This is a genomic window from Paenarthrobacter nitroguajacolicus (assembly GCF_029952445.1).
GTDB lineage: Bacteria > Actinomycetota > Actinomycetes > Actinomycetales > Micrococcaceae > Arthrobacter > Arthrobacter nitroguajacolicus_B.
Genome location: NZ_JAQPPK010000023.1, coordinates 25,904 through 43,144 on the forward strand (window position 1 = coordinate 25,904; position 17,241 = coordinate 43,144).

A 17,241-nucleotide genomic window follows, 5' to 3' on the forward strand; every position below is an offset into this window, starting at 1 on the left:
GGCACTTGCCGGCTGGCTTGGAAGCCTCTGGGGGGCGGCTGAAAACAAAGGGAATTCTGGGGCTGTGACAACTTTCTTCGGCAAGCTGGGGCTGAAAAAGCGTCAAAACAAGAGACTCATCACGGGCACTGCTGTGACTGCGGCGGGCGCTTTGCTGATCGCGGGTGCAGTGCTGTACCCGGGGTTCAAGACCACTGAGGTGGACTTGAACGACGGCGGCGTGTGGGTTGTGAGCAAGACCAAGAACGCCGTCGGGCGGCTTAACTACCCTTCCCGGGTGTTGGATGGCGCCGTGACGCCTGCCACCACGACGTTCGATGTCCTGCAGCACGACGGCAACGTCTTCGTCGATGACGAGTCCGGCTCCACCATCAACCAGGTCTCCGCCGCCAACCTCAAGCTTGGTGGCGATAAGCAGCTGCCGTCGTCGTCGCAAGTCAGCTATGGTTCCACGGTCCTGTCGGTAACGGACCCTGCCCGCGGCAAGGTGTGGGCGCTTTCGCCGTCCACGGTCAACGGCTTCGACGAGGAAGGGACCGAACCGGTCCTGACCGGTGACCAGGGCATTGTCTCGGCGGTCGGCGCGGATAACCGCATCTACACAGCCGATCCCGGCAAGGGCGAGATCACGGCTATCACCGTGGATGCGGACGGCCAACGGACCAATTTGGAAGTCACCAATGTGGACGACCTCAAGGGCGCCGGCGATCTGCAGATCTCCGTGGTGGGGGACAAGCCGGTAGTCCTGGACGCCGCCTCCGGGAACCTCTTCCTGCCAGGTGGCCGAAAGCTCCAGTTGCAGGACGCCCGCGAAGCCAAACTCCAGCAGACCAGCGAGGAGGGCAGCTATGTGGCCATCGCTACCCGCAAAGCCCTCCTGAAGCAGCCGTTGGACGGGTCAACAGCCGCGACCGTCGATGCCGGTGGTGAAGGCGTGCCCGCCGCTCCCGTGCAAGTGGGCAAATGTGTCCACGCTGCGTGGTCCGGAGCCAACAAGTACGTCCGCGATTGCGAGAACGACGCCGACGATAAAAAGAACGACGTCCCCAAGGCCAGCGCCTCTCCGAGCTACGTGTTCCGCGTAAACCGCGACCTCGTGGTCCTCAACGACGTGAACTCCGGCAGCGTGTGGCTGGTCAACCAGAACATGCAGCTGGTCAACAACTGGGACGATGTTGTCCCACCCAAGAACCAGTCCGATGACCAGGACCAGGAGTCCGCGGACAACAACACCATCAACGTCCTCCCGGACCGCACCAAGCCAAACCGACCGCCGGAAACCAAACCGGACGAGTTCGGTGTCCGGCCGGGGCGCACTTCCATCCTGAGCGTCCTTGACAATGATTCAGACCCCGACGGCGACGTCCTCACCGCGTCGGTTGGCCCCAACGGTCCCAAAATGGGGGCGCTGGAAAACATTTACGGTGGTTCGGCTTTCCAGATCAAAGTTCCGGCGGATGCCAAGCCGGGAACGGAAGTCTTCGACTACAACGCCGCTGATGGCCGCAGCCTGTCCGCAGGCGGCAAGGTGACCCTTCACGTGGTGGGGCCCGAAGAGAACAAACCACCGTTCTTCAAACGTGGCGAGCCCACCACCATGCTGGTGGAGCAGGGAAAGTCCGTCAGTCAGAACATCCTGACCGATTGGATGGACCCCGACGGCGATGACCTCGTTTTGCTCGACGCCAAGACGGACAACGACCAGGACCAGGTCAAGGTCCGCCGGGACGGGCTGCTGACCTACCAGGACTCCGGCGCCGCGCCGGGCAAGAAGAACGTCACCATCACCGTGTGGGATGGCCGGGCCACAACCACCGGCCGTGTCGTAATCAACGTGCAGCCACCGGGCGCCCTGGCTCCCGTGGTCAATGCCGACCATGTGACAGCGGTGGTGGGGCAGGACCTGGTCATCGCACCGTTGAAGAACGACGTGGACCCCAACGGAGGTGCCCTGCGCGTGGCCCACGTTGAGGCTGCCGGTCCGGCTGATCTGGGACCTGTCACTGATGGCGGGACGTTCACGTTCCGGAGCACCACGCCGGGGCCGATCTACCTGACGTACATCGCCAGCAACGGACCGCAGAGCAGCCAAGGGCTCATCCGCGTAGACGTGGAATCCGGCAAGGACGCCGGAGCTCCCGTCGCCGTCCATGACGTGGCACTGCTTCCCGTGGGAGGCAGTGTCCTGGTTGACCCATTGGCTAATGACTCCGATCCCTCCGGCGGAGTGTTGGTCCTGCAGTCGGTGACAGTTCCGGATGGCTCGTCAGCCTCCGTCAGCGTGATTGACCACAGCGTCCTGCGCGTGACGGACGTGCTCGGAGCCAAGGACCCGTTTGTCTTCAGCTACACCATGTCCAACGGCCGTTCCTCGGCGACCGGAACGGTGGGCGTCGTACCCGTGCCGGCCCCCGCCGTCGTCGAAGCTCCCCAACCCAAGCCGGACGAAGTGAACGTGCGTGTCAACGACGTCGTCACCATCCCGGTCCTGGACAACGACACGCATCCCCAGGGAGAAGAGCTCTCCGTGGATCCAGTCCTGGCGCAGACCATTCCCGAGGAAGACGGCAAGGCGTTCATCTCCGAGAAGACCCTGCGCTTCATCGCCGGACCTACTCCGAAAACCGTGCGGGCAATTTACAACGCCGTCGATCCGCAGGGCCAAAAGAGTGCTGCTGCCGTGACCATCCACATCCTTCCCCTGGAAGGCACCCAGAATTCGCGGCCCCAGCCCCAAAACCTCACGGCGCGCGTGGTGGCCGGCGGCAGCGTCCGGATCCCGGTCCCGCTCGATGGCATCGATCCCGACGGCGATTCGGTCCAGCTCACCGGCATCGACAGCACACCCACCATGGGAACCGCGACGGCGGGCAGCAGCTTCATCGATTTCGTCGCCGCGGGCGACGGTGCGGGAACCGACAGCTTCCGCTACAAGGTGATTGACCGCCAGGGTGCGGTCAACACCGGGACGGTGACGGTCGGCGTCGCGCCCCGAGGCGACAACAACCAAAAACCGGCGCCCGTTGATGACGAAGTGAAGGTCCGGCCCGGCCGCCAGATCGCGGTTGACGCCACCGCCAATGACACCGATCCCGACGGTGACATCATTCGTATCCTGACGGACAGCCTCGAAGCCGATCCGGGCCTTGACGCCCACGTCAGCAAGACCAGTGGCCGCATCCTCGTGACGGCGCCGGCAGCAGAAGGTACTGTGAATGTCCGCTACTCCGTGGCCGATGACCGCGATGCCGTGGGCCAGGCCAGCATCCGGGTAGTGGTCAAGAACGACATTCCGCTGCAGGCACCCATTGCCCGGGACGACCGCGTGACATCTGCCCAGACCCTCGGGAAAACCGCCGTGGACGTTCCTGTCCTCAAGAACGACGAAGACCCCGACGGTGTGGGGGAGAACCTCAAGGTCAGCACAGACGTGACCACGGCGCGACCGGGGCCCGAAGGCAACGTGATCATTGAGCTGACCGAGCAGCCGCAGCTGGTGCCGTACACGGTGGAGGACGTGGACGGACAAAAGTCCACGGCCATCATCTGGGTTCCGGGCATCGGCCAGCAGGTTCCGACGCTCGCCAAGGACGAGGTCATTGAACTGGTTTCCGGCCAGTCGGCCACCGTTGACCTGGCCGAATGGGTAAAGGTCCGCGACGGCCGTTCACCTCGGCTGACCCAAACCGACCGGATCAAGCTCATCGGTGCCGACGGCGCCGACCCGGTGGCCAATGGTGGCACGGCCCTGAAGTACACGGCTGGAGCCGAATACGTGGGGCCCGGCTCCATCAGCTTCGAAGTTACCGACGGAACGGGGCCGGACGATCCCAACGGATTGAAGTCGACGTTGAGCATCCGGACCAAAGTGCTGCCGGATCCCAACAAGAACAACCCGCCTGTCCTGCTGGGCAGCGACGTTGAAGTGCCCAAGGGTGACTCAACGAGCCTGGATCTGGAGAAACTGACGTCGGATCCTGACTCGGACGATGTCCAGAACATGAAGTACGAGCTCGCAGGTGCTGCAACGGGTGGCTTCAAGGTCTCGGTGGACGGAAAATCGCTCAAGGTATCCGCCGATGACTCCGTGCAGATCGGCCAGTCCGGCACCGTCCAGGTGAAAGCCAAGGACCGCCGCGGCCTGGAAGCCGTTGCTACGTACAAGCTCTCGCTCTCGGCATCCAACCGCCCCAAGCCTGTGGCCAACGACGACGCCGAGCCGGATGCACAGTCCGGCAAGCCCGTCACGGTCAACGTCCTGGCCAATGATTCGAATCCGTTCCCGGATACGCCGTTGAAGATCGTCTCAGCTGTTACGGAGACAGGGCAGGGAACGGCCGAGGCAGGGGGAGACAGCGTGACTGTCACGCCTGCGGGTGGCTTTACCGGCACCATGGTTGTTGCCTATACGGTGCAGGACAAGACCGGCGAAATTTCCCGCTATGCCACAGCCCGCATCCGCTTGACGGTCAAGGACAAGCCCGCGCCGCCCACGACGCCGCTCGCCCAGAGTGTTGGCGACCAAACGGCGTTGCTGACGTGGAACGCCCCCGCTGACCGGGGCTCACCCATCACCAAGTACACGGTGTACGGGGAGAACGGCTTTAAGCAGGACTGCCCCGCGAACACCTGTACATTGACGGGCCTGACCAACAACGTGAAATACCACTTCGCGGTGACGGCCACCAACGCCATCAACGAGTCCGAGCGGTCGCCAGTCTCCGCAGAGGTCCGCCCGGACGTCAAACCTGACACTCCGGTGGCTCCGACGCTGAAGTTCGGCGACAAGCAACTCTCGGTCGCGTGGGTTCCCCCGGCCAGCAAGGGCTCGCCCATCAAGTCCTACGACCTGGAGATTTCGCCAGCACCGGCAGGCCAGAACCCCCAAATCCAGAACCTGACGGGCAACAGCCACGTCTGGACAGGGCTGACGAACGGTGTGGCCTACAAGGTCCGGGTCTTGGCGCGCAATGATGCCAAGGAACCTTCGGAATGGAGCACCTACTCTGCTGCGGAGACTCCGGCGGGCGTGCCCGCGACGCCTGCCGCCCCGTCGGTAACCGGCGCCGGCTCCGTGGGAAGCCAGAGCCAGTTGCAGGTCAGCTGGGCGGCCCCGAACAACAACGGCGACGCCGTGTCTACGTACACGTTGACCACTTACCGTGGTGGCGCCGTCGTGGGTTCGCAAGCGGTAGCAGGGACTTCCCAGAACGTGACGGTCGACAACTCCGAAGCCGACTATTCGTTCACGGTATCGGCCACGAACAAGGCAGGCGTCAGCGGCGTGAGCCAGCAGTCCGCTGCCATCCGTGCTGCAGGCAAGCCCGGAATAGTGGGCGCGCCATCGGCGGCCCTCGTAGAGACCAACGCCGACGGCGGCAAGATCCGCGTCGCTTTCAACCCGCTCTCCGCGGCGGAACGGAACGGCGCCAACGCCAACGAGATCAGTTACCGTTATGCGCTGACCTCCGGTGCCGGCACCGGCGCCATCCCGGCCGGCGGTGGCGTGGTGGCAGCACCCAACGGTGCAGACACAGCCGTGGTGGTGTGGGCGATCTCCAGCCGCAACCCGACGCCGGGTGACAGGAGCGCGGCTTCGAACACTGTCAATCCTTACGGTTTGGCCTTTGCTCCCACAGTCAATGGCAGCAAGAGCAGTGGCGTGGGTGACAAGACAGTGTCGTGGACCTGGAGCGCCCCCAACGGCAACGGCCGGCCGGTCACCGGCTACCAGTACAGCCTCGACGGCGGCGGCTGGCAGAACACCGACCAGCGCAGCTTCTCCAAGACTGTTGGGTTCAGCGAAACACACACCTTGCAGGTCCGTGCCGTCAGCGGTGGGCAGGCGGGTCGCGTCGGAAGCGATACCTCGCGCAGTGGTGCAGAGCCGCCACCCCCGCAGCCGCCTGCAGGCGAGATCAGGGCCCACAACAACACCTGCCCAGGCAAGCCCGGACAAACAGACACCTACAATCCGAGCGGTCCAAGCTGTGGCGTTGGCTGGGTTTCGAACTCGGAAGGGTGGTTGAACGTCGACTGCACCAAGGACATCTACAACAACGGCACACCTTGGTACCGGGTTACTCAAGGCAGCCACCCGGGCTGGTTCGTGAAGTCCACCACTGTGGATCTTCGCGGAACGAAGCCCGGCAGCTGCTAGTTTCCTGCCACCCTCACCAAACAACTTCATCCCAACACCCAACACCCAACACCCAACACCCAACACAAGGAACAGGATCAACCGATGACCATGACAAACGAGCAGGCCGCGTGGTTTGCAGAAACGTTCGAGAAGCTCGTTGCCAACGTGGGCCAAGCCGTCCTGGGCAAGGAACACGTCATCCGGCTGACGTTCACTGCGATGCTGGCCGAGGGCCACGTCCTCTTTGAAGATGCACCCGGTACGGGCAAGACCTCATTGGCCCGTGCCTTGGCCGCTACGGTGCAGGGTTCCCACAACCGCATCCAGTTCACGCCCGACCTCCTGCCCTCGGACGTCACGGGTGTGACCATCTACGACCAGAAGACGCAGAAGTTCGAGTTCCACAAGGGACCGGTCTTCAACAACATCGTCCTGGCCGACGAAATCAACCGTGCTTCCCCGAAGACACAGTCGGCACTGCTGGAAGTCATGGAGGAGTCCCGGGTCACCGTGGACGGCACCACCTACGAGGCCGGCCGGCCCTTCATGGTCCTGGCCACCCAGAACCCGATCGAGCAAGCCGGTACCTACCGCCTTCCGGAAGCCCAGCTGGACCGCTTCCTGATCAAGACCTCCATTGGCTATCCGGACCACGCTTCGACCGTCCGGCTGCTTGGTGGGGCAAACCTGAAGGACCGTTCGAAGGACCTGACAGCCCTGATCACCACCCAGGCCGTGGCCGACATGGCGGACCTTGCGGCCACCACCCACGTGGACACCGCGGTGCTCGAGTACATCTCGCGTTTGTGCGAGGAAACCCGCAATGCCTCCGAAACCCGCCTTGGTGTTTCGGTCCGTGGTGCGCTTGCGATGGTCCGTGCCGCCAAGGTGTGGGCAGCGGGTCAGGGCCGAAACTTCGTGTTGCCTGACGACGTCAAGGAACTCGCTCCCGTGGTGTGGACTCACCGCTTGGTGATGGATCCTGAGGCGGAGTTCTCGGGCGCCACGCCGGAGGTCGTACTCTCGCGCGTACTGTCCGAAGTGGCTGCCCCGCAACAACGCGCCACAGCCTAAGCCAACACCGCCTAAGTCAACACAGCCTAAGCCAGCGCATTAGCCAGCGCATTTCCCTCCTCGCGCCCAGTTCGAACAAAGGTCCCCCACATGTCCTCCAGCAAACCCCTGACAAGGGCTGCTGATTCGCTGAAACGTGCCACATCAGCACTTGGCGGCACCGTGCGCTCCATGCGTGGTGCCGGCAACGAAGCAGGAAGCCCCAAAAAGTCAGGCAAAACCAGGAAACTGCACCCGGCTGCCGTGTGGGCCGAGGCTGCCGGAACGGCCGGTGAAGCACTGGCGCCGGTCTGGGACAAGATCCGCGATATGTGGCGGCGCTTCGTATGGCCGGTGCTGTCCGTTGTCAGCTTGCTCGGCTGGGTTGTCCTGGCTGCGTCGATCGGCCTTTGGTGGGCAGGGCAGGCATGGGGTTGGCAGGAAGCCAAGTCGGCTGCCATGGTGGCCTTCCTTCTCTTCCTTTTGGCTGTCGGCTTCATTGTGGGCCGCTCAGCATATGGCGTAGTCCTGGACCTGGCCCGTACCCGCGTGGCAGTGGGGGACGACGCGGTGGGAAGCATTGCGGTCTCCAACGTTTCGACGCGTCCGTTGCTGCCTGCGGCCCTGGAACTGCCCGTTGGCGCCAATACCGCGGTTTTCCATCTGCCGCGTATGAAGCCGGCGCAGGTGCACGAAGACCTGTTCACCATTCCCACAGCCCGGCGGGCTGTCATCGTGGTGGGACCGGTGCGCTCCGTGCGTGCCGACCCCCTTCACCTGCTGCGCCGCCGGGTGCTCTGGACCGAACCCGTGGACCTGTTCGTGCACCCGCGGACAGTTGTCCTGGGCAGTTCTGCCGCTGGATTCATCCGCGACCTCGAGGGCATGCCCACCACGGAACTTTCCAGCGCCGATGTCTCCTTCCACGCCCTGCGCGACTACGTACCGGGCGATGACCGCCGGCACATCCACTGGAAGACCACCGCCCGTACCAACAAGCTCATGGTCCGCCAGTTCGAGGAGACGCGAAGGGCGCACCTGGCCATATCCCTGTCCATCAACACGGACGAGTACGAATCCGACGCGGAATTCGAGATGGCAATCTCCGTGGCTGCGTCCATTGGCCGCCAGGCCATCAGCGAACAGCGCGACCTGGACGTCCTGACCCAGAAGGGACCGCTCCGCTGCGAAACGGGCCGCAACCTCCTGGATGACATGACCCGGATTGTCGGGGCACCCATGCGGAAGACCGCCGTCGACCTTGCCCGGACGCTCTCGGATACCGTCCCGAACGCCTCCGTCGTGTTCTTCGTGGTGGGCAGCCACGTCACGGCCACGCAGCTGCGTTCTGCCGCCGCGTCCGTCCCGCCGGGTGTCCGCAGCCTGGCCGTCCGGGTCCAACCCGGGGCCGCGCCGTCGAGGGCCAACATCGCGGACCTGACGGTCCTCACGGTGGGCGACCTTGACGATCTCGCCATTGTTCTTCGAAAGGCGGCAGCATGAGCACCGCACCCAACCTCCGCGTCCGGCCGCGTGCGGACAAGTCCGCAAAGTCCGGTTCCCGGGCCAGGAAGCGGGCCGCCGGGGCATCGGTCTTCGCCGACGACCGTCCGCTGTGGCATTTCTTTGTGGACTGTGGCGCCCTGGTGGTGCTGCTTCTCCTTGGCGTCCTCGGATTTACGCTGAGCTTCGGCGGCGATGCGCGTTTCCTGGTTGCAGGTTTGGGCGGAGTGGTCCTGGGGCTCGGTATTGCCGTACTGAATGCCCACCTCCGACTCGGCCTGCTGATCACCACAGCCCTCGCCTTTGGCGCGTACATGGTGTTTGGTTCGGCGCTTGCAGTGCCGGATTCCGCGGTGCTCGGGTTCCTGCCGTCCCTGGATTCGCTGCGGACGCTGCTCCTGGGCATTGTGTTCTCGTGGAAGGACATGCTCACTGTCGGGGTTCCCGTGGGCACAGCCAACGGCACCCTGATCGTGCCCTTCCTGAGTTCACTGCTCATGGCCTTGGCTGCCGGACTTCTGACCTGGCGGCTGAAGAGTCCCTACTGGCCGCTGCTGCCGGTGCTGGTTCTTTTCATCACGGGTATCGCTTTCAGCACGAGCTCGGGATTCCTGAACGTGGAGCGGGGAGTTTCACTGACGATCGTTTCGATCGTCTGGGCGACGTTCCGCCGCGACGTGCTCCGCCAGCGCAGCACCCGGACCGTTTCGGCCAACAGGCCGGATTCCGACGCCGGTGCGGCCCGCCGTGGCCAGCTGCGCCGGTTGGGGACTGCTGCCGCGGTGATCGCCGTGGCCGTGGGCGTGACAGCCATCGCGTCTCCCTTGGTGACAGCGAGCGATGACAGGAAGGTGCTCCGCAACACCATCGTCCCGCCGTTTGATCCACGTGATTACATCACTCCGCTGGCGAGCTTCCGGAACTTCGTCAAGGACGAAAAGGACACAACGCTGTTCACCGTCAAGGGCCTGCCGAAGGATGGCCGCATACGGCTGGCGGCGCTGGACGCTTTCAACGGTTTGAACTACACCATGGATCCGAACAGTTCGGGCAACTTCAGCAAAGTGGGCGACGCCAAGTCGCTCAATACGCTGGCCGATTCCGGAAGCCCCGTGGAGGGCACGAACTACACGCTGGACATCACCGTGGAGGATTACCAGGGCTACTTCGTTCCCGGTGGCCGCCACACCACCGGGATGAGCTTCGCGGACAGTTCCGGAGCGGCGTCGGGCCTCTACTTCAACGCGGGCACCGACACCGCCGTAACCACCAAGGGCCTGGGCAAGGGCGAGAACTACACCGTCCAGGTCTCCGATCCCGGCACCTTGGAGCACGGTCAGCTCACCCAGTACGACTTTGCCAAGCTCACGCTTCCCGACGCTGAAGAAGTGCCGCCGATCGTGGCCTCGCAGGCGAACGAGTTGTCGGCCGATGCCCCGACCGCCATCGACAGGGTCCGCCAGATCGAGGCACATTTCCAGAAGAGCGGCGCGTTCAGCAATGGCCTGGTGGCCGACGGACAGCTCCCCAGCCTCCCCGGCCACAGCGCAGCGCGCATCCGTAACATGCTCTCCGCCAAGCAGATGCTCGGAGATGATGAGCAGTACGCAGTGTCAATGTCATTGATGCTCCGCCACCTGGGCATCCCTTCGCGGGTTGTCATGGGTTTCTACCCCGATCCCAAGAGCCCCGAAAACGGCGCGGGCGATGTCAAGATCACCGGCAAGGACGTCCACGCCTGGGTAGAGGTGGCTTTTGACCGCGTGGGTTGGGTTTCCTTCGATCCCACCCCGCCCAAGGACAACGTGCCGATCCCGCCGGACCCACTGAACAAGTCCAAGCCCAAGCCACAGGTCCTGCAGCCGCCGCCCCCGCCGCAGGAGCCCGCGGACCTGCCGCCGGACTCCACTCCTGACGCCCTGGACGCGGACGAGAAGAAGAACAATCCGTGGCTCTTCTGGGGACCCCTGCTGGCTGCCATCGGCGTGGCCCTGATTCCCTTGGGGATTCTCGCCATTCCGTTGCTGCTGATCCTCTTGTTGAAATCACGACGCCGTAAGGCGCGTTTCCGGGACGGCCACCCCGCCCAGCGGGTCGGCGCAGGCTGGAGCGAGGTATTGAGCCTTGTCACCGACATGGGGGCATCGATCGATACCAAGTCCACGAGGCGGGAATCCGCCTCGGTGATTGCCGATGCCTTCCCCACCGCGGGGAACACCACCACCTTGCTGGCGCACCGCGCCGACGCCGCAGTCTTCGGTGCCGGGCAACCCAGCGAGACGGAGGTCAAGGAGTACTGGGAGATCGTCGATACCTCGCTGACCGACATCACCGCCAGTGTTGGTTTCTGGAAACGGCAGCAGGCCCGGTTCTCCCCACGGTCGTTGTTGTCGGACGGTCGGGCTGCCCTCCGTCGCCGGAAACAAGCCCCCGCCGAGCCCGGTTCGCGGCGCTTGACGCTGCCCTTCAAGAAGGACGCCACGGATGAACAGTGACGCGGAACTTTGCCCGGCATGCCGGCACACCGTCCGTCCGGGCGCGGCGTTCTGCAACCAATGTGGATCGCCGCTGAACAACCGCGGAGCCCGCAAGGAAGGGAACATCAACCACGCCCAGAGGGCTGCGCTGGAGTCCGCCAACCGGCAGGGCCTGGCCGATCCCGGTAGTATCTCCGTAGTGTCGGCGCCAACAGCGCCGTCGCATCCGGGAACGAATGCCGTGCCCGACAGTATGCCGGGGCCAGGGGGAGGGACCACTATGACCACCAAGCTCGAACTGGTGCCCGCCTCAGCGGGGAAGCGGTTGGGTGCGGCCGTTTTGGATTGGTTGGGTCCCGTGGCTGTCCTCGCCACAACTTTTGCCATTGGCATCGCGGGTATCACACAGACGCGGCGGAACGGCTTCATTGTTTATGACACCGGCCTGCTGGTCCTCCTGGGCAGCATTGGCATTGGGGTCACGGTGGTTTACACCTTTGTCCTGCTGGGACTCGAAGCCAAGTCCGGGAACACCATCGGCAACCAGCTCATGGGAATCCGCAGCACGGATGCCGACGGCTACGCTCCGGGCGCCGGCGCGGTTTTCGTGCGGGGTATCCTCACCGGTGGATTGCTCATCGTGGGGTTCTTGGCTGCGGTCATCCTCTCGGCCCTCGGCTTGTTGGGCCTCGTTGTGTGGATCGCATTGCCGTTGATGGTCCTCGGTGTTGTGTGGGCCATCCTGGTGGTCATCTCCAATGCCTGGGACAACAACGGCAAGCTGCGCGGCTGGCATGACAAAGCGGCCAAGGCCTTGGTGTTCGACGTCAACGCCGGCCGCAATCCTGTCACCTCCGGAGGAATCCAAGGTCCCTACAGCTTCGCTCCCATGGATTTGCCGCCGGTCCAGCCGGTGGCCTCCCCGGTGCCGTCCGGGCGCGCGTCCACCCCGGTGAAAGCCCCTTCCGCGCAGGTAGCCCCGACGCAAGCAAGCCCAACCACACAGTCCGCAACGGCGTCGCCAGCCGTGCAGCCTTCGCATGATCCCAACCAGTGGCGTCCACCGACGCCGCCACGGCAGGTTCCGCCCGCGCCGGCAGTGCAGCTAGCCCCGCAGGCTCCCGTTGCGCCCCAAGTTCCCGTTGCGCCCCAGCCTCCCGCAGTAACGCCGCAAACCGCGGCCGCCCATCCTGACGACGACGTCGAACGCACCCAGATGCGTCCCGGAACGGCCCGTGCGCAGGCTGTCCTGCGGATAAGGATCGACGACGGCCAGGACGTCCAGCTCGGCGGAACCGTCCTTCTCGGCCGGAATCCTGCGCCCCAGCCAGGGGAAACGGTGGAGCAGCTCTTGCCGGTGTCCGATCCCGACAGGTCCATCTCCAAGACGCACGTCCATCTTCGGGTTGACGGGGATGGCGTGTGGGTGACGGACCGCAATTCGACCAACGGCAGTGCTGTCACCACTCCGGACGGCCTGCAGACCAGGCTTGCCGCGGGCGAGGCACTTTTCGTCCGACCAGGTTCCACAGTTCATTTCGGTGACCGCTCCTTCCACCTAGGACAAGCATGAATTCACAGCCGGCCACTCCTGCCAACGCCGACGCCGGGCCAGCCACAGGAAGATCCTCCTTCCGCCTTGGCTACGGCTACGGAACGGATCGGGGACTTCGTCGCGAGCTGAACGAGGATTCGTTCATCGCGGCGGACCCGGTGTTCGCCGTCGCCGACGGCATGGGTGGCCATGAGGCAGGCGAAATTGCCAGCGGCATGTGCGTCCGCACCTTGGGCAGCGCACCCGAGCTGGCTTCGGGGGTGCGGACGGCTTCTGCGGCGGACCTTCAGGCGTGCCTGTTGAAAGCCGATGCCGCCATCCGGGACGCAACAGGCGCACGCGCCGGGACCACACTTTCCGGCGTGGTCGTGGTGGAACAGATGGGCTTGCCGTACTGGCTGGTCATGAACATTGGCGATTCCCGTACCTACCGGCTCAGCCAAGGTGAGTTCGCGCAGATCAGCGTGGATCACTCGGAAGTCCAGGAGCTTGTCGATTCGGGGGACATCACCCAGGAACAAGCCGCCGTCCATCCGCGCCGCCATGTTGTCACCCGCGCCCTGGGCACCGGAGATGAGACCGAAGCCGATTTCTGGTTGCTTCCCATCCAGGAAGGCGATCGGATCATGGTCTGCTCTGATGGTCTGAACGGCGAACTCGGCGATGACCACATGTTCCGGATCCTGAGCACCGTTGCCCACCCGCAAGACGCCGTGGATGCCCTCATCCAGGCTGCCTTGCGGAGCGGTGGACGCGACAACGTCACGGTCATTGTGGTTGACGCAAAGAACGTCCTGAACGACGCCGGTATCGCCATTACGGCTCCCCGTCCGGAAGTCGGGTCGGAAGTCGAGGAAGACACCCTCCCCAGGGCTTGGGTGAATGGTACCGACCGGGAGGAAGGCAGCGATGGCAAGCAGTAATCTCCTGTCCCACACGCGTTACCAGCAGGGTGGGTGGTTTGGCGTTGTCCGCAACGGGACCGTTGTACTCCTTGGCCCCGACACACCCCATGCCCTGATCGACTCCGTCTGGGAGTTGCTGGCCTCATCGCCGGAAGCCCACGAAGTCCTGCACGAAGTGACCGAAGCCTTCGGTGTTTCGCTGAGCCGGATCCCGCCGTTCGGCATCATTGATTCGAAGGATGCGCTCCGGGTGTTCCTCCGTGGCGACCTCGAATTGTCGGTGCAGGTGGGCGGTGGACAGGAACAGCTCACTGGCCGTGACGTCACCACGTGGACGGAGCGCCGCATTGCCGGAGTTACATCCTTCAGCGTTTACATCGGTGCGCAGGCCGCTGATGGAGGAGAGCAGCCACTGCTGGACACCCTGCCGTTGAAGGACGGGGTGGTGCTGCTTGCTTCCTTGGAAGCAGCAGGCGAGGGAGCTGGGACCGTGCGGAAGGATACTCCTGGGGCGGAGTCCGTCGAAGTGGAGCGCGTTCCGGGGGCACCCATCGTTCCGGTTTCCGATGAAACCATGATCGGCTACCACGAAGCCGACCTCGGCCTGACGATCGCGCCAGGACAAGTGCAGGTCGTCGCCGAGCAGGTTCCTGCGGACGAAGCGTCCGCCGCGGAATCCATCGCGGTGGTCGAATCCATCGCCGCAGCGGAGCCTGTCACTGAAGTGGAACCTGCTGAAGTGGAACCTGCTGAACTGGAACTTGTCGCTTCGGGTGAACCGGAGTCGGAGAAAGCTGCTTCCAATGATGCCGATGCTGATGTTGACCTTGATGCTGATCTTGATGCGGCGGGCGTTCCGGTCCACACCAGCACGACTGATCCCTTGAGCCATTCGCTGGAAAACACCACGAACTATGACCACCTGTGGGACAAGACCGTGATGCGCACCATCGAAGATGCCGCGGTCCGTCTGGACGGCGACTCCGATGACCACGACGCTCCGGTTGCCCACGCTCCTGCGCCGCTACCGCCGTCGGCTCCGCAACCGCAGTCTGAGCCGGAACAGGCTCCGCAACCGCTGTCTGCTCCGCAACCGCCGTCGGAGACGGAACAGGCCGCGGCGCCATCCGCCGCTCCGGCGCCTTCGGGTGGCCTCATTGATTCCGTGCCCTGGCTGCGCAGCGCTCAACCGTCGCCACCCGTTGCCGCTCCCGCCCCGCAAGTACCGGCAGCCTGGACGCCCGCGCCCGCGATTGGCCCCGTCGACGAGGATTCGGACCATGACGGCCAGACCGTCATGAAGAGCAGTCTGCCCCTGGCCGACGACGCCGAGCCGGCTGGGGCTGCTGGCGACGCTCCCGCCGTCAATGGCCCCAGTGTGTTGGCCAGGGTCTGCTCGCAAGGGCATGCCAACCCGCCCACCTATCCGCTGTGTTCGGTCTGCGGAGTTGCCATTTCCGGGGATTCGGTCCACGTCCCGCGCCCGCGACTGGGCCGAATGCGGCTGTCCACCGGCGAATTGATCGATCTTGACCAGTCGCTCATCATTGGGCGCCAACCCTCGGTTTCCCGTGTCCAGGGCGGCACCATGCCACGCCTGGTCCAGGTGGAGAGCCCCGGCGGGGATATCTCGCGCTCCCACGTCGAAGTCCGGCTGGAAGGCTGGCACGTGATGCTGTGCGACCTGAAGGCAACCAACGGCACTGTGCTCATCCGTGAGGGCCAGGCGCCCCGCCGGCTTGCCCAGAACGAGATGGCGATCCTGCTGGACGGCGATATCGCCGAACTCGGCGACGACATTTCATTGCGTTTCGAGGAGATTCTTTGAGTTCCAAGAGGCCCCCCGCGCCGCCTCCGCCCATCCCGGGATTCAAGTACATCAGCTTGCTTGGCTCCGGTGGGTTCTCCGATGTGTACCTGTACGAGCAAGACCGGCCGCGCCGGAAAGTAGCCGTCAAGGTGCTGCTCTCCGACCTCAAGACCGAAGGGGCGCGCCGCCGCTTCGAGTCTGAGGCGAACCTGATGGCGCAATTGTCCTCGCACCCCTACATCGTGACGATCTTCGAAGCGGAGATCACCGAGAGCGGGCACTCCTACCTGGCCATGGAGTACTGCTCACGGCCCAGCCTCGACGTCCGGTACCGGCGCCAGCGCTTCAGCGTGGACGAGGTCCTTGCCGTCGGCATCCAGGTGGCGTCCGCCGTCGAGACCGCCCACCGGGCAGGAATCGTGCACCGCGACATCAAGCCCGCCAACATCCTGGTGACCGATTACAACCGTCCGGCGCTGACGGACTTCGGTATTTCCGGCACCATTGGTGCCGACGCCGAGGACGACGCCGGTATGTCCATCCCGTGGTCGCCCCCCGAACAGTTTCGCGGCGGCGCCGTGGAGGGTGTCCCCGTGGACATCTGGGCACTGGGGGCCACGCTCTATACGCTGCTGGCCGGGCGCTCGCCTTTCGTTCTTCCGGGACAGGACAATTCGCAGCGCGAACTGATCTCCCGCATCACCAACGCGCCGCTGCCCAGGCTTGGCCGCGCCGATGTTCCGGAGTCTCTGGAACTTGTCCTGGCGACGGCGATGGCGAAGTCTCCGGGGTCCCGCTACTCGTCAGCGCACGCCTTTGCCCTGGCACTGCAGCGCATCCAGACCGAGCTGAACCTGTCCGTGACACCGTTCGAGGTACTAGAAGAGCCCGGCCACGGCGACGAACAGCACCCTGACGACAACTTCGAGGAAACCCGGGTCCGGAGCATCGCCTCGATCGATCCCGATGCTTCGGGGACCGCCACGACGGGATCGGCGCCGACCTTCCCGGCGCGGACGTTCCCATCCACGGTGCCGGGAAATACGTCGCGCACGGCACAAACTCCGGCCGCCTGGCGAGTTCAGGCCCAGCAGGATGCTGCCCAGCAAGCGCCAGCGCAGCAAGCGCCAGCGCAGCAAGCACCAGCCCAGCAAGCCCAGGACCAGCAGGCCGCGCCGCCACAATTCCAGGCGCCGCAGCCGGGCACGCACGAACCCGATTCCGCGGAGTCCACTGTCCTGCGTGGCTGGCAGCCATCAGGTAGGCAGGACATCGTTGACGATACTGTCAGTCGCTCCGCGTCGCAGGCACCCCAGGACACCGGCGATGAAGCGCCGGCTGCAGACCACAGCAAACGAAATCTGTGGCTTGCTGCAACTGGCGCGGCGGTGCTGGTTGTCGCGATCGTGGTAGGCGTGGTGCTGGGCGCCCAAGCGCAGCCGAAGGTGGCACCCACAGAGACGGCCAGCAAGCCGCCGGCGGACCCGATAGGCGATGGTGGGGTGCCCGAGGTTACGGACATCACTTACGAGATCCAAAGCGGTGGCACATCAACGACGCCCTTGGTCGTTTTTCGCTGGGACAGCCCTGACTGGAAGGTGACGGACACTTTCAAGTGGCGCCTCAAATCCGCGAAGTCCGAGGGCACCTACGAATCGACGTCCGAACTTTACGCCATCATCACGGGCCACGCCGAGCGGCCCCTCTGCATCCAGGTCATCATGATCCGGGAAGATGGTTCGGCCTCGCCGGGCGGTCCTGAATCCATTGCCTGTGTGGAGAAATAGACGGCTCAT

General features: G+C 64.4%; 8 protein-coding genes. All 8 read left to right on the plus strand.

Annotation, left to right across the window (positions count from 1 at the left end; translation table 11 throughout):
- The first annotated feature begins 64 nt into the window (after positions 1-64).
- The 8 genes from PJL15_RS16460 (at position 65) to PJL15_RS16495 (ending at position 17,232) form a co-directional block, all read left to right on the plus strand.
- Positions 65-6,160: an Ig-like domain-containing protein gene (locus PJL15_RS16460; RefSeq protein WP_281452219.1), complete on the plus strand. Its 6,096-nt coding sequence runs from the start codon at positions 65-67 to the stop codon at positions 6,158-6,160.
- A gap of 84 nt (positions 6,161-6,244) precedes the next feature.
- Positions 6,245-7,216: an AAA family ATPase gene (locus tag PJL15_RS16465; protein ID WP_281452220.1), complete on the plus strand. Its 972-nt coding sequence runs from the start codon at positions 6,245-6,247 to the stop codon at positions 7,214-7,216.
- Positions 7,217-7,306: 90 nt separating this feature from the next.
- Entirely contained in the window at positions 7,307-8,698 is a 1,392-nt protein-coding gene (locus tag PJL15_RS16470; RefSeq protein ID WP_281452221.1) for a DUF58 domain-containing protein, read from the plus strand.
- Positions 8,695-11,193 (plus strand): transglutaminase-like domain-containing protein, encoded by a 2,499-nt coding sequence (locus PJL15_RS16475; RefSeq protein ID WP_281452222.1) that lies wholly within the window; start codon positions 8,695-8,697, stop codon positions 11,191-11,193. The genes PJL15_RS16470 and PJL15_RS16475 overlap by 4 nt, the downstream gene beginning before the upstream one ends.
- Positions 11,183-12,748, plus strand: coding sequence for an RDD family protein (locus PJL15_RS16480; protein WP_281452223.1), 1,566 nt, complete (start codon positions 11,183-11,185; stop codon positions 12,746-12,748). Before PJL15_RS16475 ends, PJL15_RS16480 begins: the two co-directional genes overlap by 11 nt.
- Positions 12,745-13,653 carry a PP2C family protein-serine/threonine phosphatase gene (locus PJL15_RS16485; RefSeq protein ID WP_281452224.1) on the plus strand — a complete coding sequence of 303 codons (909 nt, stop codon included), beginning with the start codon at positions 12,745-12,747 and terminating at the stop codon, positions 13,651-13,653. The genes PJL15_RS16480 and PJL15_RS16485 overlap by 4 nt, the downstream gene beginning before the upstream one ends.
- The gene (locus tag PJL15_RS16490; protein ID WP_281452225.1) at positions 13,640-15,463 is read left to right on the plus strand and encodes a hypothetical protein; all 1,824 of its coding nucleotides are present in this window, start codon (positions 13,640-13,642) and stop codon (positions 15,461-15,463) included. The genes PJL15_RS16485 and PJL15_RS16490 overlap by 14 nt, the downstream gene beginning before the upstream one ends.
- Positions 15,460-17,232 (plus strand): serine/threonine-protein kinase, encoded by a 1,773-nt coding sequence (locus tag PJL15_RS16495; RefSeq protein WP_281452226.1) that lies wholly within the window; start codon positions 15,460-15,462, stop codon positions 17,230-17,232. Before PJL15_RS16490 ends, PJL15_RS16495 begins: the two co-directional genes overlap by 4 nt.
- Positions 17,233-17,241 lie beyond the last annotated feature (9 nt).